Origin of the sequence: Kribbella sp. NBC_00359 (genome assembly GCF_036097425.1) — a bacterium.
Lineage (GTDB): Bacteria > Actinomycetota > Actinomycetes > Propionibacteriales > Kribbellaceae > Kribbella.
The window spans coordinates 3,450,704-3,472,830 of sequence record NZ_CP107975.1; the positions used below are offsets into that span (position 1 = coordinate 3,450,704).

Genomic DNA, 22,127 nt, shown 5'->3' on the forward strand with positions numbered 1-22,127 from the left:
GCCATACCGATCCGGCAACGGTCGCTCGGGATAGGCGCCCACTACTGGGTATGGTTCACCCGGTTGGTTGTGAGGCAGCTGAGACGAGGTGGTCCGAGTGCGGCGTACCCTCGCCGTTGCGCTGGCAGCGCTGGTCGGTGCGACCGCGCTCACCGCCTGCGCGTCGGACCCGGTGCCCACGAACGTCGCGGTCGCGTGGGCGCCGGAGGGCCGGGCCGCCGTCCTGGTCACCTGGAAGGACGCCAACGCGCCGAACCGGATCACGATCGAGGGTGTGCTCAGCGAGAGTCCGTCGTACGTGAAGTACATCGCGGCCGGCGAGCCGAACAGCTGGGAGATCCCGACGTCGGCGTTCCCGCCGGACGGCAACTACAAGGTGGCGGTCGCCACCGGGACGTCGCAGGGTGGCGTGACCAGCAAGCTCGCCCGCTCGGTCGTATTCGACACCGACGGCCCGGTCCAGCCGAGTGCCGCCGGTGCGACCCCGTTGGGCCGGGGCGTGCTGATCAAGTGGTCGGTGCCGGTGGCGCCGCAGGACTTCACCCCGGACGATCCGCTCGACGTGAAGGGCAAGCACACCCAGAGGTACGTCCCGATGGTCGGGCGACCCGGGGAGTTGCTGCGGGCGATCGGCCCGGGGACGACGTCGACGCGGCAGGTGATCAAGAGCATCAAGCCGCCGTACGTGTTCCAGCTCCAGACCCAGAACGAGTGGAGCACCCGGATGGGCGGGCAGGTGCTCGGCCTGACCAGCTCGATCAATGCGGCCGTGCCCGGTCTGGCCCAGTTCAGCGTGCCGATCGTGATCCGCGGGCGAGTCGTCCTGCAGCAGGTCGGTTGCGAGGCGGAGACGCCATGCGTGCAGCAGCGCGCGACGCCTGCCGGCGTGCCGGTGGTGGTGCTGACCCAGGTGACCCCGGGCTCCCGCTGGACCCCGGCGGCCCGCGGTACGACGACCGCCGGTGGGCACTACGACATCGCCGTACCGACCGGTGGAAGCCGGCCGTACAAGATCACCGTGCCGGCGTACAGCAAGGCCGGCATCATCACCGGGTCGTCGACCAGCAGGCCGGCGTACACCCGCAGTGTGGTCCGGATCGCGGCGGCCGGGTTCATCGGCGGGCAGACGGCCAAGAAGCGCGGCACGAGCGTCACCGTCTTCGCGACGGTCAAGCCGGCGATGAACTCGACCGCGATGCTGCAGGCCTGGAACCGGCAGACCCGCAAGTGGGCCAACGTCAAGGCGACGGCGATGCGCCGGGGGCAGACCGCGCTGGCCTTCACCGCCGGGCAGGCGGGTGACTTCGTCTACCGGTTCGTGATCCCCGGCGCGATGATGTTCGGCCGGTCGATGAGCGGGACGATCACGCCGCAGCTGGCGCTACACATCCGCTGACTGGCGCTCCGGCACGGTCGGCGCGGCGTGCCGCCGCTTGCGGATCCGGTGGACGACGTACGCCGCGACCGCGGCCACCCCGATCACGACCAGGGCCCACACCGACACCCGGCCGAAGATCTTGTCCGCGTTGTCGCCGACCTTGTACGCGACGATGCCGATCGTGACCGACCAGGCGATGCCGCCGGCCGCGTTCGCGGCCAGGAACCGCGGGTAGGGCATCCGCAGCATGCCGGCCATCGGGCCGGCGAAGATCCGCAGCAGGGCCACGAAGCGCCCGAAGAACACCGTCCAGACGCCGTACTTGTGGAAGTACTTCTCGGCGCGGACGATCCGGTCCTCGGAGAAATGGTGGAACCGGCGGCCGAGCCGCTCGAACAGGCCGCGGCCGGCCTTGCGGCCGATGAAGTAGCCGATCGAGTCGCCGACGATCGCCCCGATCGCGGCCGCGCCGATCACGTACTGGATGTGCAGGTGCCCCTGGGAAGCGAGCAGCGCCGCCGCGACCAGCGTGGTCTCACCCGGCAGCGGCACCCCCATGCTCTCGACGCCGATGACGAGTCCGACCACCAGATACGCCAGGATCGCCATCCCACCGGTCGGGATCGCGATCGCCAGCGCAAGCCAAGGTTCCCCCATGCACCCATAGTGACATTCGGGGGCAACCGATTAGGTGACAGGGCACCTATTTCGGGGGGATCTCAGGGACGTGGCCGTTGGGAACCTCGGGGGCGTGCCCGTTGGGCACCTCGGGGACTTGGCCGAGGGGAAGGTTGGGAACCTGACCGTTGAAGGCCTTGGTGACGCTCTGCAAGGCCGCGGTGACCTCGGACGGGATCACCCAGAAGGTGTTGCCGGGGCCCTTGGCGAGCTCGGGGAGCATCTGCAGGTACTGGTACGCGAGCAGCTTCGGGTCCGGGTCGTTGCGGTGGATCGCCTCGAACACCGTGTCGATCGCCTTCGCCTGGCCCTCGGCGCGCAGGATCGCCGCCTGCCGCTCGCCCTCGGCGGTCAGGATCCGGGACTGCCGCACGCCCTCGGCGGTGAGGATCGCGGCCCGCTTCTCCCGGTCCGCCCGCATCTGCTTCTCCATCGACTCCTTGATCGACGGCGGCGGGTCGATCGCCTTCAGCTCGACCCGGTTCACCCGGATACCCCATTTGCCCGACGCCTCGTCCAGTACGCCGCGGAGCTGGGAGTTGATGTGCTCGCGGGATGTCAGCACCTTCTCCAGGTCCAGGCTGCCGATCACGTTGCGCAGCGTGGTGACGGTGAGCTGCTCGATCGCCTGCTCGAAGTTGGCGATCTCGTACGCCGCCGCGCGGGGATCGGTGACCTGGACATAGAGCACCGTGTCGATGTCGACGACCAGGTTGTCCTCGGTGATCACCGAGCGCGGCTCGAACGAGATCACCTGCTCGCGCAGGTCGATCAGTTGCCGGGGCCGGTCGACGAACGGGATGAGGATGTTCAGCCCGGGTTCGAGGGTGCGCAGGTAACGGCCCAGACGTTCGACGTTGCTGGCCCGCGCCTGCGGCACGATCCGGACGGTCCGGATGACCAGCACGATGGCGAGCAGGGCGACGACCAGTCCGATGATCAGTTCGGCCATGGATCCTCCTGGGGATGCACGAGGGCGGTAGCCCCCTCGATGGCGAAGACGTCGACCCTGGTGCCCGCGGGAATGAGCAGGTCGGGGTCGTACGAACGGGCGCTCCACTCCTCGCCGCCGATCTTGACCCGGCCGGGTTCGCGGCCGCACGCGGTCAGCACGACGGCCTCGCGGCCGATCAGCGCGGCCACGCCGGTGCGCAGCTGGGGGTGTCCCATCAGGTGCCGGCGGGCGACCGGGCGGACCAGCGTGATCATCGCGGCGGCGGTGACGGCGAACGCGAGCAGTTGGAGCCCGATCCCCAGGCCCAGCCCGGCGATCGCGGCCGCGGCCAGCGCGGCGACGGCGAGCAGGAGCAGATCGAATGTCGCGGTCATCAACTCGGCCGTGCCGAGGATGCCGGCGATGATCAACCACAGAACCCAGGACTGCATAACGGACCACCTAGCGGCGGAAAGTACCTCTCTTTCGAAGGTACTCCGGGATACGCAGATCTGTAGCTAACGGTTCAGCTATCGTGCGGCGGCTTGCCGGTCGGTACGACGGCCAGCAGCGTGCTGATCGACCGGGTGCCGGCCGGATGCGAGGTCGCCGTCCGGCCCTTGCGGAAGCCGTCGATCACGTCGTTCAGGTCCTTCGCGAGCTGCTCGGTCTCCTCGCGGGTCAGCCACAGCCGGTTCCGGCCCATGGTGCTGAGGTCCTCCCACGGGTCGTCCGCCGACAGTTCCTGGAACTGCTCAAGCACCCGGTCGACGTTGCTGCGCATCATCGCGTGGGTGGCCAGCCGGCCGGATTCGGCCGACTGGGACGCGATCTGCAGCCCGGTGCCGAGCGCACGCCAGGGCCGCTCCCGGCCGTCCGCCGAGGCCTCGGCCCGTTCGACGATGCCCCAGCGCTCCAGCGCGCGCAGGTGGTAGCTGGTCGCGGACGGGGTCAGGCCGGCCAGCTCGGCGCATTCGGTCGCGGTCAGCACCCGGCCGCTGTAGAGCTCGTCGATGATCCGCTGCCGGGCCGGATGGGCCAGGGCACGGATCGCCCGTGGGTCGGTGATCACCACGCGCTTGTTCCGGGTCTTCTTCGCGGCCACGAGGTCAGCGTAGCGAAGCCCTTGACGCCGGTAAATATGAAGCATTAACTTCATAGTTGTGAAGCAAACACTTCAGACTTCGATCTGGTCCTACCGCGACATCCGCCTGGTGCTGCCGGCCCGGGCGCTGTCCTATGCGGGCGATTCGGTCGCCCTCATCGCGCTGATGCTGCGGGTCTCGGCCGACGGTGGGCCGGGCGCGATCACGGCGCTCTTGCTCGCGTTCGCCGTACCGACCGTGGCGATGATCCCGTTCGCCGGCCGGATCGTGGACGGCCACGACTCCCGCACGGTCCTGGTCTGGTCGGGTTTGCTGCAGGCGGCCGCCGGGATCGGGCTGGCCTTCTCCCACGGGCTGATCGAAACCCTGGCCCTGGTCTGCGTCCTCCAGCTGGGCCAGGCCGTCGCCGGACCCGCCTGGAGCGCGCTGATCCCGCGCATCGTCGGCGAGGACCTCGTCGGCCGGGCCACCGGCACCAGCCAGGCCCTCGTCGGAGTGGCCACCCTGGCCGGCTCCGCGGTCGGCGGCCTCCTGGTCGGGTGGTCCGGCGACCGCGGAGCCCTGCTGGTCGACGCCGGCACCTTCGTGGTTCTGGCCGCGGTGGCACGGATGGTGGTGACCCGGCGGTGCCCCGCGCCTGGCGCCGTCCGGGAGAAGGGCGCGATGTCGGCCGGCCTGCGCAGCCTCTTCGGCGATCCGCTGCTCCGGATCCTGGTGCCGTGCCTGTGGGTGCTGGTGCTCGTCGGCGAGGCGATGAACATCGTCGAGGTGTTCCTGATCACCGACGACATCGGGCTCGACGCGGCCGGGTACGGGTGGGTGCTGGCCGCCCAGGGAGGCGGCGCGATCGTGGGTGCGTGGATCACCGGACGACTGGTCACCGGGATGTCCCGGTCCCGCGCCGTACTGGGTGGGATGGCCGCGATCGGCGCCTCCGCTGTCGTGATGGGGCTGGCCGGCAATGTGGTCACGGTCGTCGCCGGCGCCATTGTGTGCGGGTTCGGCAGCGGGATGCTCAATGCCGGCACCAGCACGCTGGTCGTCACCCGGTCCGCGGAGGCCGTCCGCGGCCGGGTGAACGCGGCGCTGATGGGCACGGTCCGGGGCTGCAGCCTGGTGGCGCTCCTGCTGGGCGGTCTCCTCGGCGCTGTGCTCGGGGCCCGATCGACGTTCGTGGCCTGCGGGGTCGCGTGCGCGGTGGCTGCTGTCGCCGCGTCCTTCCTGGTGGTCCGGACAAAGGATTCGGCTGTGGAGGTGCTCAGTCACTAGCCTTTAGGCATGACTGACGCACACGTTGACCCGGTGAACCCCGACAGCGGGCAGGACGACCTGCCCGAGCAGATGCGGGTTCGCCGGGAGAAGCGTGACCGCCTGCTGGCGGAGGGAGTGCAGCCCTACCCGATCTCGGTGCCGCGGACGCACCTGCTGAAGGACCTGCGGGCCAAGTACGACGGGCAGGAGCTGGAGCCCGACACCAGGACCGGCGAGCAGGTCTCGGTGGCCGGCCGGGTGATCTTCCTGCGCAACACCGGCAAGCTGTGCTTCGTCCGGCTCCGGGAAGGGGACGGGACCGAGCTGCAGGTGATGCTGTCGCTGGCCGACCTCGGTGCGGACGAGCTGGCCCGGTTCAAGCAGCTCGTCGACATCGGCGACCTGCTGTCCGTGCAGGGCGAGGTGGTGACGAGTCGCCGCGGTGAGCTGTCCGTGCAGGCGACCGGCTGGCAGATGGCCGCCAAGACCCTCCGCCCGCTCCCGAACGAGCACAGGCCGCTGAACGAGGAGGCCCGGGTCCGGCTCCGGTACGTCGACCTGATCGTCCGCCCCGAGGCACGCGAGATGGTCCGCACGAAGGCCGCCGTACTCAAGTCACTGCGTGCTACCTACGACGAGCACGGCTTCATCGAGGTCGAGACCCCGGTGCTGCAGCTCACCAACGGTGGCGCGGCGGCCCGGCCGTTCAGCACCCACCTGAACGCGTTCGACCAGGAGATGAAGCTGCGGATCGCGCTCGAGCTCGATCTCAAGCGGGCGATGATCGGCGGCGTCGACCGGGTCTACGAGATCGGCCGGACGTTCCGCAACGAGGGACTCGACTCCACCCATGCCGCGGAATTCTCGATGATCGAGGCCTATCAGGCGTACGGCGATTACGACACGATGGCCGAACTCATCGAGGACCTGATCCGGAACGCGGGCCGGGCGGTCGGCCACACCGTGATCACCGCGCGCGACGGTTCGAGCATCGATCTGGAGCAGCCGTTCCGGCACGCGACCCTTTTCGAACTGGTCTCCGAGGCGGTCGGCGAGGCCGTCGACATCGGCACCGACACGACCCGGCTGACCAAGCTGGCCGAGCAGCACGACGTCGAGCTGCAGCCGGGCTGGAATGCCGGCGAGATCGCGCTGGAGTTGTACGAGAAGCTGGTCGAGCACACCCTCATCCAGCCCACGTATGTCCGCGACTATCCCGAGTCGGTGCGGCCGCTGGCGAAGCCGCACCGCGAAATTCCGGGCCTGGTCGAGGCCTGGGACATCATCATCAACGGGGTCGAGCTCGGCACCGCCTACTCGGAGCTGAACGACCCGGTGATCCAGCGTGAACGCCTGGTGGCACAGTCGTTGCTGGCCGCGGCCGGCGACCCGGAGGCGATGGACCTGGACGAGGACTTCCTCCGGGCGATGGAGTTCGGGATGCCCCCGGCCGGCGGCATGGGGATGGGCCTGGACCGGCTGATCATGCTGTTCACCGGGACGGGTATCCGGGAGACGATTCTGTTCCCGTTGCTCCGGCCGGAGTGATTCCTGCAAACCCGGGCCCCGGGGTTGCCGCGATCGTTGCATAGCACAACGGACGGTCACGGCAATTCCCGGGGTCCTTTTCATTCTGGTCTGGCCGGATTCACCCCGCCGGGCCGGTGCGAATACTCAAGGTGACCTCGGATGCACAGTGCCGATCGGGACCACCTGATCCGGCGGATTTGGTCACATCTTTCCGGCACATTCCGGGAGGTGAATGACACGAAGGCGGTTTGTGCGGTACAAATCAGGTGCAAACAATTCGGCAGAGGGATTGTGCCCGATGGCGGGCGCGGAAAGGTTGTCATCGATGGCGCAAAGGGTGCAGGTGGTTCTCGAGGACGATCTCGACGGCGGTAAGGCCGACGAGACCGTGACCTTCGGGCTGGACGGCACGACGTACGAGATCGACCTGTCCAAGAAGAATGCCGCCAAACTGCGCGACGCCCTGGCCGGGTACGTCGGTTCGGGACGCCGGGTGTCCGGTCGCCGCGGCGCAGCGGCCCGGTCACGGGGACGGGGCCGGGCGGCTTCGGACTCGGCCGACATCCGGGCCTGGGCGAAGGACAACGGCTACGACGTGAGCGAGCGGGGCCGGATCTCCGCCGAGGTGCGGGCGGCGTACAACGAAGCCAAGTAATTCCGCAGGACTGCCGGTCCCGGCCCCGTGAGGGTGCCGGGACCGTCCGCATTCCGGTTGTTTCACAGTGTGGACAGCCCCGATCCGGGGCGGATGACTGACCGGGCAAGTAGTTCGGTGAAATTCGCTGGTGGCGAACACGCTGTCCGAAGGTGCGCACGCGGGAACACCCTGGAGATCCGCGGGGTTGTTCCCTTGTGATGCCTCCCGGCCGGCCGGTGATGTGGTGATGTTGTGTTCGCCCAGAGCGAGCCTGTCGGCACCGGGGACTAGCATGCATGTACGGGGGTCGGCCTACACGGCACGTCCGACTCCTCTGAGGCAAGGAGCGCTTTGGCGATGTTTGAACGATTTACGGACCGCGCCCGTCGGGTAGTCGTCCTGGCTCAGGAAGAGGCCAGGATGCTCAGCCACAACTACATCGGGACCGAGCACATCCTGCTCGGCCTGATCCACGAGGGTGAAGGGGTCGCCGCCAAGGCTCTCGAGAGCCTGGGTATCTCGCTCGAGGCCGTCCGCTCCCAGGTCGAGGAGATCATCGGCCAGGGGCAGCAGGCACCGAGCGGGCACATCCCGTTCACCCCCCGCGCCAAGAAGGTGCTGGAGCTCTCCCTGCGCGAGGCCCTGCAACTGGGCCACAACTACATCGGCACCGAGCACATCCTGCTCGGCCTCATCCGCGAGGGTGAGGGTGTCGCAGCGCAGGTCCTGGTCAAGCTCGGCGCGGACCTGAACAAGGTCCGTCAGCAGGTCATCCAGCTGCTGAGCGGGTACCAGGGCAAGGAGCCGTCGAGCGCCGGTGCGCCCACCGAGGGTGCGCCCAGCAGCTCTCTGGTGCTGGACCAGTTCGGCCGGAACTACACTCAGTCCGCTCGTGAGGCGAAGCTCGACCCGGTGATCGGGCGCGAGACCGAGATCGAGCGGGTCATGCAGGTGCTGTCCCGGCGGACCAAGAACAACCCTGTCCTGATCGGTGAGCCGGGTGTCGGGAAGACCGCGATCGTGGAGGGTCTGGCCCAGCAGATCGTCCGCGGTGACGTCCCGGAGACCCTCAAGGACAAGCAGATCTACTCCCTCGACCTGGGCGCCCTGGTGGCCGGTTCGCGCTACCGCGGTGACTTCGAGGAACGCCTGAAGAAGGTGCTCAAGGAGATCCGCACCCGCGGCGACATCGTGCTGTTCATCGACGAGATCCACACCCTCGTCGGGGCCGGCGCCGCCGAGGGCGCGATCGACGCGGCGAGCATCCTGAAGCCGATGCTGGCCCGTGGTGAGCTGCAGACCATCGGCGCCACCACCCTCGACGAGTACCGCAAGTACGTCGAGAAGGACGCCGCGCTGGAGCGCCGGTTCCAGCCGATCCAGGTGGCCGAGCCCTCGATCGCGCACACGATCGAGATCCTCAAGGGCCTCCGGGACCGGTACGAGGCGCACCACCGGGTGACGATCACCGACGCCGCGCTGGTGAACGCCGCGCAGATGGCGGACCGGTACATCTCCGACCGGTTCCTGCCGGACAAGGCGATCGACCTGATCGACGAGGCCGGGGCCCGGTTGCGGATCCGCCGGATGACGGCTCCGCCGGACCTGCGCGAGTTCGACGAGAAGATCGCGACCGTGCGCCGGGAGAAGGAGTCGGCCATCGACGCGCAGGACTTCGAGCGCGCCGCCGGTCTCCGCGACGACGAGAAGAAGCTGATCAACGCCAAGTCGGAGCGGGAGAAGCAGTGGAAGGCCGGCGACATGGACGTCGTCGCCGAGGTGGACGAGGAGCTGATCGCCGAGGTGCTGAGCACCGCGACCGGCATCCCCGTCTTCAAGCTGACCGAGGAGGAGTCCTCCCGGCTGCTCGACATGGAGAAGGAACTGGCCAAGCGCTACATCGGCCAGGAGGACGCGGTCAAGGCGCTGTCCCGCTCGATCCGGCGTACTCGCGCCGGCCTGAAGGACCCGCGTCGCCCGAGCGGCTCGTTCATCTTCGCCGGTCCGTCCGGTGTCGGTAAGACCGAGCTGTCCAAGGCGCTGACCGAGTTCCTGTTCGGCGACGAGAACGCGCTGATCAGCCTCGACATGTCGGAGTACTCCGAGAAGCACACCGCCTCCCGGCTCTTCGGCTCGCCGCCCGGTTACGTCGGCTACGAAGAGGGTGGCCAGCTGACCGAGAAGGTTCGCCGCAAGCCGTTCAGCGTGGTGCTGTTCGACGAGGTGGAGAAGGCCCACCCGGACATCTTCAACTCGCTGCTGCAGATCCTGGACGAGGGTCGTCTGACCGACGCCCAGGGCCGCGTGGTCGACTTCAAGAACACCGTGATCATCATGACCACGAACCTGGGCACCAAGGACATCGCCAAGGCGGTCTCCCTGGGCTTCTCGCAGGCCAGCGACGTCGGCGGCACGTACGAGAAGATGAAGGCGAAGGTGACGGAGGAGCTCAAGCAGCACTTCCGCCCGGAGTTCCTGAACCGCGTCGACGAGATCGTGGTCTTCCACCAGCACGACATGGCGGCGATCGTGAAGATCGTCGACCTGATGGTCGCGCAGGTGGAGGAGCGGCTGAAGGACAAGGACATGGGCATCGAGCTCACCCCGGCGGCGAAGGAACTGGTCGCCAAGCGAGGCTTCGACCCGGTCCTGGGAGCCCGCCCGCTGCGCCGCGCCCTGCAGCGCGACGTGGAGGACATCCTGGCCGAGAAGATCCTGTTCGGGGAGCTGCGTCCCGGCCAGATCGTGGTGGTCGACGTCGCCCCCGAAGGCACGGTCGACGCGGACGGCGTGACCGAGTACTTCACCTTCACCGGCAACCCGAAGTCGTCGACTCCGGACCTGGAGCTGACCGACCTCGCCGCCGGCGGTGGCTCGGGCCTGCAGGACTCGTAGTCGACAGCAACAAAACAGCAGGCCCCGCGCAGTCGCGCGGGGCCTGCTGTTTTTCGTAGGCTTCAGGCAGTCGGGGGGACGACTACCGGTCCAGGCCACTGGCGCGAGTACTGCGCCGGTAACGTGCGTACAGGGAGACACGCTTGAGTTACATGGTGCGACCCGGATGGCCGTATCGTCCTGTTACTTCCCGCCCATGTACCGCGTTGTAACGCTGTGACCACGCTGATGGGACCCGGACTGTCGGAAAGGGGGCCGGGGATGGAATCATCTCGTCGCATGGACGCTCCGCGTCTGCCATTGACCCAGGAACCGGTCGCCGACACCGGTTCCTTTGGCGTGCGGCAAGCGGGTGGCGTGCTCGAGCGGGCCCAGCGGATCGCCGACACCCTGCGGGAGCAGGCGGAGCACGAGAACGACCTCGCCCGTGAGGACGCCGACCGGCTCCGGTCCGAGAGCGAGCACCTGAAGGCCGAGGTCGAGGCGGCCGCGCAGAAGCTGCGGGCCGACGCGATGTCCGCCGCCCAGCGACTGCTGAACGACGCGGAGCGGGCCGCCGAGCAGCTGCGGACCGAGGCCGAGACCGAAGCCGAGCGGGTCCGCTCCGAGGCCGAGGAGGCCGCCGAGCGGCTCCGCGCCGAGTCCACCGCCGAGGCCGACCGGGTACGGCGCGATGCGGCCAACGCCGCGCATCAGCTGCGGACGGAGTCGACCGCCGAGGCCGACCGGGTCCGTGCCGAGGCCACGACGATCGCCGAGCGGCTGAAGGCCGGCTCCGAGGCCGCGGCCGAGCAGCTCCGGGTCGCGGTGGCCGACGAGGTGGCCCAGCGCCGGGCCGGCTCCGAGGCCGCGGCCGAGAAGCTGCGGACCGAGAGCCAGGCGGCCGCCGACCGGCTGCGGGTCGAGTCGCAGGCCGCCGCGGACCGCCGGATCGCCGCGGCCGAGGCCGAAGCGGCCCGGCTGAAGGACGAGGCCGACGAGCTGCTCGAAGACGCCCAGCTGGCCCGTGAGTCAGCGCAGGCGACGGTCGACCGGGCCGGCCGCGAGGCGCAACAGCTGGTCGCGGACGCCGGTGAGCAGGCCAGGCTGGTCTCCCAGGCCGCCGTGCGCAACGAGGCCGACCTGATCGCCCGCGCCGAGACCGAGGCGAGTGATCTGCGCGCGGCCGTCGAGCGCGAGGTCGAGGCCGCCCGGGAGAAGTCCCGGATCCAGATCGCCGAGGCACACGCCGAGATCGAGCGCCTCCGCGGCGAGAACCGGTCGGAGCTGGAGCGCCGGACCGCGGAGCTGGAGGAGACCGAGCGGGCCAAGCTCGCCGCGATCTCGCTCGAGATCGACAAGCTCCGGGCCGAGGCCGTGGCCGAGATCGCCGAGCGCAAGGCCGAGACCGAGGCCGGCAACGAGCGGCTGATGGCCGACGCGCGGGCCCAGGCCAAGCTGGTGGTCGATTCCATCGAGGCGGATCGCCGGACGGCGACGGGCGAGGCACAGCGGATCGTCGAGGACGCCAACCGGGCCGCCGAGGCGGCGCTGGCCGAGGCCGAGAAGCAGACGCTGTGGAGCAGGAAGACGGTCGACGACCTGATCGGCGCGGCCGAGTCCGAGGCGCAGTCGATCCGCGACCAGGCCGCGGCCGACGCCGCCGAGCTGCTCCGGCAGAAGCGGGCCCACCTGCGCCGCGTGGTCGGCCGTTCGACGAGCCGGCTCAAGCAGACCCAGGACGCGATCGCCAGGGAGAACGCGGAGCTGACCACGCTCGCGGAGACGACGTTGTCGTCGGCAACCGAGCAGGCCGAGTCGATGCTGGCCGCGGCCGATCAGGAAGCCGAGAAGATCACCGCCAGGGCCCACGCCCGGGTGGATCGGCTGAAGGCGTCCGCCGGGTCGGACGCCGCCGAGATCATCGAGCGGGCGAACCGGCGCGAGGCCGAGGCCGAGGCCAGCACCCAGGTCCTGCGCGAGCGCGCGGCCAACGATCTGGCCGACGCGCAGCGCCAGTCGCACGAACTGATCCGTAGATCCCGCGCCGAGGCCCAGCAGATCGAGGCGCAGGCCCGTGAGCACGCCGACGACCTGCGTGCCCAGGCCCGAAAACTTCTCGCCGACGCCGAGGCGAGGGTCGCGGCATTGAACCAGCGCCGTGATGAGATCACCAAGGAGCTCACCCAGCTTTCGGGTGTGATCGAGGCACTCGCTGTACCCGGCTTCCGCTCAGGTGGTGGAATGTCCTCCAGCGAGGGTTCCACGGGGGAATCAGGATGAGGACGTGACAGTCAGATCCTTGTCAGTGACAATGTGTGATCCACCCACCCACCGAAGTGAGCATCAGAAGACATGAGCAGTGAAAGCCCAACCCCGTTCCGCACCGTTCTGCGTGGCTACGAGCCTGCCCAGGTGGACCAGCACATCCGTGAGCTGACCACCTCGCTGACCGCGCTGCAGCAGCAGTCCGAGCAGTTGCAGCGGCACGTTCAGGAGCTGCAGACCCGCACGGACGCCGCGGAGTCGGCCGTCATCTCCGCCCAGGAGGAGAACAAGGACCGCACCCCGACCTTCACCGAGTTCGGTGAGCGGGTGGCGAAGATTCTGTCGCTGGCCGACGACGAGGCCCGTGACCTGGTCACCCGTGCCCGCACCGACGCCGAGGCGATCGTCGCCGACGCCGAGGCGCACGCGAAGAAGGTCCGCAAGGAGGCCGAGCAGTACTCCCTGGACTGGAAGAGCGAGGTCGACGCGGAGGCGGCTCGCATCCTCGAGGAGGCCCGCACCCAGGCCGACGACATGCGCGACGAGGCCGAGCGCGACGCGACCGCGCGGCGCAGCGAGGCCCAGGCGCTGTACGAGCAGGAGCGGGCCAAGTCCGCCCAGGCCGCGGCCGCCTTCGAGACCACCCTGGCCGAGCGCCGGGGCAAGGTCGAGCAGGAGTTCGCCGCCCGGACCGCACTGGCCGAGCAGCAGCTGGCCGCCGTCACCGACCGCGCCGCCCAGGTGCAGCGCGAGGCCGACCGGGCTCGTTCCGAGGCCGAGCGCCTGGCCCAGCAGCAGCTGGCCGACGCGAACCGTCAGGCGCAGGAGATCGTTGCCGCCGCGAAGGACAAGTCGGAGCGGATCCGGGCCGAGTCCGAGCGCGAGCTCGCCGCCGCGACCCAGCGTCGCGACAGCATCAACGCGCAGCTGACCAACGTCCGCCAGATGCTGGCGACGCTGTCCGGCAGCCCGGCGATGCCGCTCGACCTGCTGGCCGACGACGACGAACAAGCCGCCACCGGCAGCAAGAAGAACTGAAGTACCTGAGGCCGGCCCGGATCCCGGGCCGGCCCTCAACTCGGTAGCCGATAGTGGCCGTGGGCAAGCGGCTCCACCAGTCCGTCGGCCACCAGGCCGTCCAGCGCGCGCTCCCGCTGCGCCACGTCGTGCCAGCAGGCATCCAGCGCCGTCTTGGGTACGGCGCCCTCCGCGGACCGCAGCACGGCCAGCAGCCGGCCACGAGCCTGCCGATCGGTGCCCTCGTACGTCTGCCCCTTCCGAGGCGGCCCCTCGTACGGCGGACTCCCGGCCAGGACCCAAGCACACCGGCCACGAATCGGGCACTCGCCGCATTTCGGCGTACGCGCGGTGCAGACCAGTGCACCCAGCTCCATCGAGGCGACCGCCCAACGGGCGGCTGTCGGCTCGTCAGCCGGCAGTGCGTTCACCGCGAGCCGCTGGTCGGCCGCAGTGGGGGAGATGCCGGGCTGTGCGACTCCAGTGAGGGCTCGCGCGAGCACTCGGCGCACGTTGGTGTCCACGACCGCGTGCCGCCGGCCGAACGCGAAGGACGCGATCGCAGCCGCCGTGTAAGTGCCAACGCCCGGCAGTGCGAGCAGTGCGGCATGATCGTCCGGCACCTCACCACCATGACGCTCCACAATCGCCTGAGCCGCCGCATGCAGTCGCAGGGCGCGCCGTGGGTACCCGAGCCGGTCCCAGGCCCGCACAGCCTCACCTGGCGCCTCTACAGCCAGGTCCACCGGCTTCGGCCACCGCTCCAGCCACGCCTGGTACGCCGGCAGCACCCGATTGACCGGTGTCTGCTGCAGCATGAACTCGCTCACCATCACTGCCCATGGGCCCGCGTCCGGCTCCCGCCAGGGCAGTACTCGCGCGTTGGCGCCGTACCACTCCAGCACCGGCTTGTGCAAGGCGGTAGCTGTCCTGGTTAGCGGCGAGCCTGACTGGTCGAGCACAGACCCGATATTAGGGTGCGATCATGAGCAGCCTGCTCCGTCCGGTCGGGCATCTGCCCGCCAGCGTGTACTGGTTCCGCCGGGGACTGGTGCTCGCCGTACTGGCGCTGCTGTTCTTCCTCGTCGTCCGATTGTTCGGTGGCGGTGGTGACAACCCGCAGAACACGGCCGCCTCGGACCCCACTAGCGCCCCACCTGCCGCGCCGACCACCACTCCGACGGTTACCGAGACGCCTACCAGAACCACCACCACGCCGCCACCTCCACGGGACACGAAGTGTTCCGGGTCCGATGTGCGCGTCGAGGTGCTGCCGGCCAACCGGAAGATCGCTTCCGGGTCCGCGCTGAACTTCGTGGTCCGGCTCGACGCGGTGTCGGACGGCTGCAAGGCGACGATCGATCCCGGCGCGCTGACCGTGACGGTGATGTCCGGCAACGACCTGATCTGGACGACAACCCATTGTGGACAGGCGATTCCGCGCGCCACGCTGGTTGTTGCCAAGGGCAAGCAGGCGGCGAGTACGGTGCCCTGGAACGGGCACCGGTCCGGCCCCGGCTGCCTGCCCGGGCAGCCGGCGGCCAAACCTGGCACCTATGTGGTGAAGGCCGATTTCGACGACCGCTCGTCAGCCGTGCAGGCTTTCCAGGTCGTCTGACGGCTTGCCCGGCGTGCGAATCGGCTTGGCGAACAGCAGCGCGGCGACCAGACCGATCAGGAGCACCGCCGCGGGCAGGATCAGCGCCTGCGCCATCGAGTCACTGAAGCCTTGGCGCAGTGGCTCCGGCAGCCTCCCGGTGAAGGCGCCTTCACCCGCCGCTGCGCCACCTGGTGCCGCCGGCAGGTTGCGCGCCAGCAACGACTCCATCAGTACGGCGATGCCGGCGCTGCCGAGCACCGCGCCGATCTGACGCGTCGTGTTGTAGACGCCCGCCCCGGCACCCGCCTGACTCATCGGGAGGTTGCGAGTCGCCGTACTGCCGATCGGAGCCCACATGAAGCCGTTCGCCACGCCCAGCAACGCGATCGGCAGCAGCAGTTCCCAGATCGGTACGTCGGGCTCGATCACCTGGCTGAGCCAGAACAGGGCGATCGAGCAGCATGCGAGTCCGAAGCCGGCCAGGTAGCGCGGATGCGCCCGGTCGGTGAGCCTGCCGACGAACGGCGACAGCACACCGGTGATAACGGCCATCGGGACCAGCAGCAACGCCGACTTGGTCGGGCTCAGTCCGCGCACGGCCTGCGCGTACAGAAACAGTGGGAACGTCATCGCGGTGATCGCGAAGCCGACCGTGCTGATCGCGGTGTTGGCCAGGGAGAAGTTGCGGTCCTTGAACAGACCCAGCGGGAGCAGCGGCTCACCGCGGTTGCGGGACTGCCAGAAGACGAAGATCGCCAGCACGACCAGACCGGTGATGATCAGTGACCAGACCGAGATCGGTCCCTTGATCGTGCCCCAGTCGTACTTCTGTCCTTCCTGGATGCCGAACACCAGGCAGAACAGGCCGACCGAGCTCAGCACCACGCCCAGGATGTCGAACTTGTGCTCGTTGGTCGGCAGGTCCGGCACCAGCCGCATCGCCAGCACGAAGCCGACCACGCCGATCGGCACGTTGATGAAGAAGATCCACTGCCAGCCCAGCCAGTCCACCAGCACGCCGCCGAGGATCGGGCCGACCAGCGTCGCCACGCCGGCGGTCGCGCCCCAGAGGCTCATCGCCCGGCCGCGCTGGTCCGGCGGGAAGATCCGGGTGATCACGGCCATCGTCTGCGGTGTCATCATCGCGGCGCCGAGACCCTGGAAGACCCGGGCCACGATCAGCATGCCGATCGAGGTCGTGAACCCGCACCAGAGCGATGCCAGGGTGAACAGGGCCAGACCGGCCAGGTAGACCTTCTTCGGGCCGATCCGGTCACCCAGCCGTCCGGTCACCAGCAGGGGTACGGCGTACGCGAGCAGGTAGGCACTGCTCACCCAGATGACGCTGCCGACGTCGGTGTGCAGGTCCTCCAGGATCGCGGGGGTCGCGACCGAGACGATGGTCGAGTCGACCAGGATCATGAAGAAGCCGATGACGAGTGCCCACAGCGCGGGCCACGGCCGCACCTCCGGAGGCCTCACGTGTTCTTGCGGGGTTGCCATGGCAAGTCCTTGCTCTCGATACGTTCGATGGTGGTGGCGAGCCAGTCCCGTTCGGCGGCGATCTGGTGGCGGATGTACGCGCCACCGATCCAGTAGGGCTCGTGCACGCCGTTCTCGCGGGCCAGGCCGAGCGACTGGTCGAGATCGGCCAGCCATTTGTCCAGGTCCTCGACCCGGCGGCGGAACCGCAGCAGCGCATCCTCGGCCTCGAGGTTGTGCGCCTCACTGAGGACCACCGGGAACAGCGGATATTCGTAGACGAACTTCTCGATCCCACTCTCCACCCGGCGCCGCAGCGCTTCGACACCGGCCGGGGTGATCTCGTAGGTCGTGCGCTCGGGGCGGTTGCCGGCCCGTTCGGTGCCGGTCGCGCGGACGTACTCCTGCCCGGCCAGTCGCTCGACCGTGTGGTAGAGCGAGCCGGGCCGGACCTTGACGATCCGGTCGTTCTGCCGGCTGACGAGCAGTTGGTACATCTCGTAGGCGTGCATGGGCCGCTCGTTCAGCAACGCCAGCACCGAGATCGCCAGCGGCGTCAGGTCGGCCATGATCCTCCACCTGGATTGTTCCGCACGAAATGTTCCACGTGGAGTATTACTCGCGCGAGCCAGAACGCGCAAGACCCCCGGCGGGTACACCGGGGGTCTCGAGGAGAGCTGGAACCGGGGTCAGACGTAGCGTTCGAGGATGCTCGACTCGGCCAGGCGGGACAGGCCCTCGCGGACGGTGCGGGCCCGGTTCTCGCCGACGCCCTCGACCGTCTGCAGGTCGTCGATGCTTGCCGCGAGCAACTTCTGCAGGTGACCGAAGTGGTCGATCAGCCGGTCGATCACCGCACCGGGCAGGCGCGGCACCTTGGCGAGCAGCCGGTAACCCCGCGGCGTGACCGCGGCGTCGAGCTGCTCGGCGCCGCCGAGCTGCAGGGCCCGGGCGACCTGGCCGATGTCGAGCAGGTCGGTCGGGCTGACCGCGTCCAGCTCGAGCAGTACGTCGTCCGCCGTCTTGGGCTTGCGGCCCGTGGCGGGCGGCAGGTAGTCGCGGACGACCAGTTCACGTTCACCGGCGACCCCCGCGACGAGCTCGTTGAGCTGCAGGGTGAGCAGCCGGCCGTCGGTGCCGAGCTCGACGACGTACCCGTCGATCTCGGTGGCGATCCGCCGGACCATCTCCAGCCGCTGCGCGACCGCGGCCACGTCGCGAACCGTGACCAGGTCCTCGATCTCCAGCGCGGACAGCGTGGCGGACACCTCGTCGAGGCGGAGCTTGTACCGCTCGAGCGTCGCGAGGGCCTGGTTGGCGCGGGACAGGATCGCGCCGGAGTCCTCGAGGACGTAGCGCTGGTCGTCGACGTACAGCGCGATGATGTGCATCGACTGCGACACCGAGATCACCGGGAACCCGGTCTGCCGCGCGACCCGGTCGGCGGTGCGGTGCCGGGTGCCGGTCTCCTCGGTGTGGATCGACGGGTCCGGCATCAGGTGTACGGCGGCGCGGAGCAGCCGGCTCACGTCGCGGTCGAGGATGATCGCGCCGTCCATCTTGCTCAGCTCGCGCAGTCCGGTCGCGGAGAACTCGACCTCGATCTCGAAGCCGCCGGTCGAGATCGAGTCGACGGTCTTGTCGTGGCCCAGGACGAGCAGGGCGCCGGTACGCCCGCGCAGGATCCGTTCCAGGCCTTCACGCAGTTCGGTCCCGGGTGCCACCGCCGCGAGGGTCGCGCGCATCCGGGCGCCGGTGCTGTTCTTGTCGGAATTCGGAGCCACGGAACCTGAGTCTATGCGGTTACCCGGATGCGATGGAGCCGAAGTCCCCGGTGGGCGTCCGCTCACCGGGTGCGGTACCGGTCGCGGTTGCCCATGCGCGTGCAGCCGCTCGTGCATCCGGACCGTGCAGTTCTGGTTTCCCGCGTGAATCAAGCCCTCGCGGCGACAGCGCCTGTCGCGTCAGGGGCAGCGGATGACCTGCCCGGCATACGTGAGACCGCCGCCGAATCCGAACAAAAGCACCGGCGCGCCGGAGGGGATCTCACGCTTCTCGACCAGTTTCGACAGCGCGATCGGGATGCTCGCGGCCGATGTGTTGCCGGACTCGACGACGTCCTTGGCAACCACCGCGTTGACCGCGCCGAGTCGCTTGGCCAGTGGCTCGATGATGCGCAGGTTGGCCTGGTGCAGGACCACGCCGCCGAGCTCCTCGGGTTTCAGCCCGGACTTCTCGCACACCTGTTGCGCGATCTCCGGCAGTTGCGTGGTGGCCCAGCGGAAGACGCTGAGTCCCTCCTGCTGGAACGGGCCGTCGCGGCCCTCGATCCGGACCGCGTCCGACATCTCCGGCACCGAGCCCCACACCACCGGACCGACCTCGGGCTCGTCACTCGCGACCACCACGGCCGCGCCGGCGCCATCGCCGATCAGCACGCAGGTCGTGCGGTCGGTCCAGTCCGTCCAGTCGCTCAGCTTCTCCACGCCGATGACCAGGGCCTTCGAAGCAGCGCCGGCGCGGATCGCCTGGTCGGCGGTCGCGAGCGCGTACGCGAAGCCCGAGCATGCGGTGTTCAGGTCGATCGCGGCCGGGCTGCCGAGGCCGAGCCGCGCGGCGACCCGGGCGGCGATGTTCGGTGACCGGTCGATCGCCGTACAGGTCGCGACGACGACGTAGTCGATCTCGGAGCTGTCGATCCCGGCATTGGCGACGGCCTTGTCGGCGGCCCGCCACGCCATCTCGTCGACCGATTCGTCCGGTGCCGCGATGCGGCGCTCCCGGATCCCGACCCGGCTCTGGATCCACTCGTCGTTGGTCTCGACCATGGTGGCGAGCTCGGCGTTGGTGAGCACCCGCTCGGGCTGGTAGTGGCCGAGCGCGACAACTCTGGATCCGGTCATCTCGTGCTCCTGCAGTCATCCGGCGGGGGGTGCCGGCGGGTTCCCGGGTTCGCCACTGAACCCGGCGGGGCGCCCCCAGAGTACGTTCCCCATCTACCCCGTGTAGATCCCCGTCTCACCCCTACACCTGCGGCGTAACGTGGTCCACCAGGGGGACGGGCAGACGTACGCCCGTTCCGTCGGCCACCGAGAGCCGCACCTTCGGCACGACAGGGACGGAGCCGGATGACATGACGGCGGACGTCCGGGGGTCGACCGCCGCCACCGTCGGGCGCATCAGGCAGCTCGACGACCGCGGGCGGGCCGCGGTACGCCGGGCCGCTCAGGTCACCGTCGCGGCCTGTCTGGCGTTCTACCCCTTGCAGTATGTCGTCGGGGACCCGACGACGGCGGTGTACGCCCTCTTCACGGCGGTCGCACTCGGAGGGCTGTCGGACGTGCAGGGCGCGCCGTCGACGCGGACACGCACCTACCTCGCCGCGGTCGCCATCGGGGCCGTACTCATCACCGCGGGAACCCTGGCGGCGGTGAGTACTGCGGTCGCCGCCGCGGGGATGCTCGTCGTCGGGTTCACCGTGGCCTACGCGGGAGTCGGCGGCCCTCGGGTCGCCGGCGTGGCCAATGGGTTGCAGCTGTTCTACGTGCTGCCGTGCTTCCCGCCATTCGCTCCGGACACCCTCGATCAGCGGCTTGTCGGCCTGCTGGTGGGCGGCCTGTTACTCACACTCGCCGACCGGCTGGTCTGGCCCGCGGGTGCTCCACGACCACACAGTCAGCGGCTGCTCGAAGCGGCGGACGCGGTTGCCGCGTACGCAGCGGCGCTGCGACCAGTGCTGCAGAGCCCGGCGGCGGCCATCGGCCCGGAGCTCGCCGCCCGCCGGGCTGCACTCGACGCCGTGGCCCGGTTGCGGCTGTCGGACATCCCGCCGGCGCAACGGCCCCTCGGCCCGGGCATCCGCGACCGTTCGCTGCTCGCCGCCAGCGCCGCGACCCGGGTGGCCGCGGGCCGCCTGGCCGACCTCGCCGATCTGCTGACCGACTCGCACCGCATCAGGCATCCCGGTACCGCCGATCTCGTCACCGCGTCCGGCGACGCCTTCTCCGCACTCGCCGCGGCGCTGCGAGCCGGCAGCCCGACCCCGATCGCCACCACCGCCCTCGACGGCGCGCTGGAGAGCTACGTCGCCGAGCGGGGTCGGCACCTTGCCAACCAGGCGGGGGCTCCGGCGGACCTCCGGTCCGGGCTCGCGGGGATGGCCGTCGCCGAGGACGCCCGCACTGCCGTGCTCGCCGGGGGCGGCTTCCTGAGGGCGCCGGCCCCCGATCCCGCCACGACGCCGCCGCAGCTGTGGTTCCTGCACGCCCGGCCTGCGGAGCTGGTGTGGCAACGCGTCCGCGCGAATCTCACGCCGCGCTCGGTCTATCTACAGAACGCGGTCCGCCTCGCCGTCGGCCTGGCCGTCGCGCGGGTCGTCGCCGGCGTGCTGGACCTCTCGCACGGCTTCTGGGTCCTGCTGGCGACGCTGAGCCTGATGCGCACGTCGGCGGTCGCGGACCGAGCCGTCTTTCTGCGCGGCTTCGTCGGAACGGTCGGCGGTGCGCTCGTCGCGGCCGGCCTGCTCGCCCTCGTCGGTCCCGATGACGACGTGCTGGCCTGGGCGTTGCCGCTGGTGATGATGCTGGGGTTCGTGGCCGGCCCCCTGTTCGGTGTCGCGGCCGGCCAGGCCTGCTTCACCGTCGTCGTCGCGTTGCTGTTCGCGCAGGTCGCGCCGGCGAACTGGCGGTTGGCCGAAGTCAGGCTCGCTGACGTGGTCGTCGGCGGCCTCGTCGGCGCGCTCATCGGCGCGGCGGTGTGGCCTCGCGGAGGCGGCGGGGAGGTCCGGCGGGCGGCCGCGGCCGGCCTGCACGCGGGTGCGCGCGTCATCCGGGACACCGTCACGCGGCTGACCCGTGGTGTCTCCTCCGGGACCCCGCCCGACCTCAACCGGCTGGCGACGCTGTTCGACCAGGCGTACGTGCAGTTCCGCACCGAGCCGTCCGGCGACCCCGGACCGGACTGGCTGATCGTGCTGTCGGTCGTGCACCGGATTGCCGACTACGCGTCCGTGCTGCAGGTGCGTCACACCGGCGAGCCGTATCCGCCGATGGACGCTGCACGAGCCCTGGAGGCCGCGGCGGGTGAGGCCGGCGCCGACTACGCGACCGCGGCCGTCGCCATCGCCGCCGGCGATCCCCCTCCCGCCGGCGCAGGCGCTGCCCTGAGCCGACGGCTCGACGACTCCGGCGCTCCGACCCTGTCCGAGGCGCAGGACGCGACACTGCGGATCGTCGACGGGTGGAGCTGGCTGCACGCGCTGGCCGACGACCTCGACCGGCTCGAGCGGGCACTCGGCCCAGCGTCCGTCAGAGCACCCCGCGCCCGACGGTGAACGTCACGACCATCGACCGGGTGGCCGGGAGAGTGGGGTG

At 69.8% G+C, this 22,127-nt stretch carries 18 protein-coding genes; 9 read left to right on the plus strand and 9 right to left on the minus strand.

All coding sequences use genetic code 11. From position 1 onward, the window contains the following. Window positions 1-97: 97 nt before the first annotated feature. Window positions 98-1,396, plus strand: a complete 1,299-nt coding sequence (locus OG876_RS16885; protein ID WP_328525820.1) for a hypothetical protein — start codon at window positions 98-100, stop codon at window positions 1,394-1,396. Here the strand turns inward: OG876_RS16885 and OG876_RS16890 are convergent. The 4 genes from OG876_RS16890 to OG876_RS16905 form a co-directional block, all read right to left on the minus strand. Next, window positions 1,382-2,035: a DedA family protein gene (locus OG876_RS16890; protein ID WP_328525821.1), complete on the minus strand. Its 654-nt coding sequence runs from the start codon at window positions 2,033-2,035 to the stop codon at window positions 1,382-1,384. The genes OG876_RS16885 and OG876_RS16890 overlap by 15 nt on opposite strands. A 46-nt stretch (window positions 2,036-2,081) precedes the next feature. Beyond that, window positions 2,082-3,008, minus strand: coding sequence for an SPFH domain-containing protein (locus OG876_RS16895; protein ID WP_328525822.1), 927 nt, complete (start codon window positions 3,006-3,008; stop codon window positions 2,082-2,084). Further along, window positions 2,996-3,442: an NfeD family protein gene (locus OG876_RS16900; protein ID WP_328525823.1), complete on the minus strand. Its 447-nt coding sequence runs from the start codon at window positions 3,440-3,442 to the stop codon at window positions 2,996-2,998. The genes OG876_RS16895 and OG876_RS16900 overlap by 13 nt, the downstream gene beginning before the upstream one ends. Before the next feature lie 74 nt (window positions 3,443-3,516). Next, window positions 3,517-4,095, minus strand: a complete 579-nt coding sequence (locus OG876_RS16905; protein ID WP_328525824.1) for a winged helix-turn-helix domain-containing protein — start codon at window positions 4,093-4,095, stop codon at window positions 3,517-3,519. A gap of 58 nt (window positions 4,096-4,153) precedes the next feature. On the opposite strand from OG876_RS16905, the gene OG876_RS16910 reads away from it, so the two are divergent. The 6 genes from OG876_RS16910 to OG876_RS16935 all read left to right on the plus strand — a co-directional run bounded on the left by OG876_RS16910 (window position 4,154) and on the right by OG876_RS16935 (window position 13,694). Next, complete coding sequence (locus tag OG876_RS16910) at window positions 4,154-5,365, plus strand: MFS transporter (protein WP_328525825.1); 1,212 nt, start codon at window positions 4,154-4,156, stop codon at window positions 5,363-5,365. A 9-nt stretch (window positions 5,366-5,374) separates the two neighbouring features. Continuing rightward, window positions 5,375-6,895 carry a lysine--tRNA ligase gene (lysS, locus tag OG876_RS16915; RefSeq protein WP_328525826.1) on the plus strand — a complete coding sequence of 507 codons (1,521 nt, stop codon included), beginning with the start codon at window positions 5,375-5,377 and terminating at the stop codon, window positions 6,893-6,895. Between the two features lie 307 nt (window positions 6,896-7,202). After that, window positions 7,203-7,532, plus strand: coding sequence for a histone-like nucleoid-structuring protein Lsr2 (locus OG876_RS16920; protein WP_328525827.1), 330 nt, complete (start codon window positions 7,203-7,205; stop codon window positions 7,530-7,532). Window positions 7,533-7,871: 339 nt separating this feature from the next. Next, the gene (locus tag OG876_RS16925) at window positions 7,872-10,409 is read left to right on the plus strand and encodes an ATP-dependent Clp protease ATP-binding subunit (RefSeq protein ID WP_328525828.1); all 2,538 of its coding nucleotides are present in this window, start codon (window positions 7,872-7,874) and stop codon (window positions 10,407-10,409) included. Between the two features lie 279 nt (window positions 10,410-10,688). Then, window positions 10,689-12,671, plus strand: coding sequence for a kinetoplast-associated-like protein (locus OG876_RS16930; protein WP_328525829.1), 1,983 nt, complete (start codon window positions 10,689-10,691; stop codon window positions 12,669-12,671). A 72-nt stretch (window positions 12,672-12,743) separates the two neighbouring features. After that, a complete protein-coding gene (locus OG876_RS16935) occupies window positions 12,744-13,694 on the plus strand; it encodes a DivIVA domain-containing protein (protein WP_328525830.1) in 951 nt (316 codons plus the stop codon). Window positions 13,695-13,729: 35 nt separating this feature from the next. Here the strand turns inward: OG876_RS16935 and OG876_RS16940 are convergent, their stop codons facing one another. Then, window positions 13,730-14,635, minus strand: coding sequence for an A/G-specific adenine glycosylase (locus OG876_RS16940; protein ID WP_328525831.1), 906 nt, complete (start codon window positions 14,633-14,635; stop codon window positions 13,730-13,732). A gap of 23 nt (window positions 14,636-14,658) precedes the next feature. Between OG876_RS16940 and OG876_RS16945 the strand changes: the two genes are divergently transcribed. Beyond that, on the plus strand, window positions 14,659-15,291 hold the full coding sequence (locus tag OG876_RS16945; protein ID WP_328525832.1) for a hypothetical protein: 633 nt from the start codon (window positions 14,659-14,661) through the stop codon (window positions 15,289-15,291). Here the strand turns inward: OG876_RS16945 and OG876_RS16950 are convergent. The 4 genes from OG876_RS16950 to OG876_RS16965 all read right to left on the minus strand — a co-directional run bounded on the left by OG876_RS16950 (window position 15,262) and on the right by OG876_RS16965 (window position 19,658). Continuing rightward, window positions 15,262-16,776 (minus strand): MFS transporter, encoded by a 1,515-nt coding sequence (locus OG876_RS16950; protein ID WP_328525833.1) that lies wholly within the window; start codon window positions 16,774-16,776, stop codon window positions 15,262-15,264. The two genes, OG876_RS16945 and OG876_RS16950, sit on opposite strands and share 30 nt — an antisense overlap. Next, entirely contained in the window at window positions 16,752-17,324 is a 573-nt protein-coding gene (locus tag OG876_RS16955; RefSeq protein WP_328525834.1) for a PadR family transcriptional regulator, read from the minus strand. The genes OG876_RS16950 and OG876_RS16955 overlap by 25 nt, the downstream gene beginning before the upstream one ends. Before the next feature lie 120 nt (window positions 17,325-17,444). Next, window positions 17,445-18,500: a DNA integrity scanning diadenylate cyclase DisA gene (gene disA, locus OG876_RS16960; RefSeq protein WP_328526919.1), complete on the minus strand. Its 1,056-nt coding sequence runs from the start codon at window positions 18,498-18,500 to the stop codon at window positions 17,445-17,447. A gap of 219 nt (window positions 18,501-18,719) precedes the next feature. Continuing rightward, the gene (locus OG876_RS16965) at window positions 18,720-19,658 is read right to left on the minus strand and encodes a beta-ketoacyl-ACP synthase III (protein ID WP_328525835.1); all 939 of its coding nucleotides are present in this window, start codon (window positions 19,656-19,658) and stop codon (window positions 18,720-18,722) included. Between the two features lie 230 nt (window positions 19,659-19,888). Between OG876_RS16965 and OG876_RS16970 the strand changes: the two genes are divergently transcribed. Then, the gene (locus tag OG876_RS16970) at window positions 19,889-22,087 is read left to right on the plus strand and encodes an FUSC family protein (protein WP_328525836.1); all 2,199 of its coding nucleotides are present in this window, start codon (window positions 19,889-19,891) and stop codon (window positions 22,085-22,087) included. Window positions 22,088-22,127 lie beyond the last annotated feature (40 nt).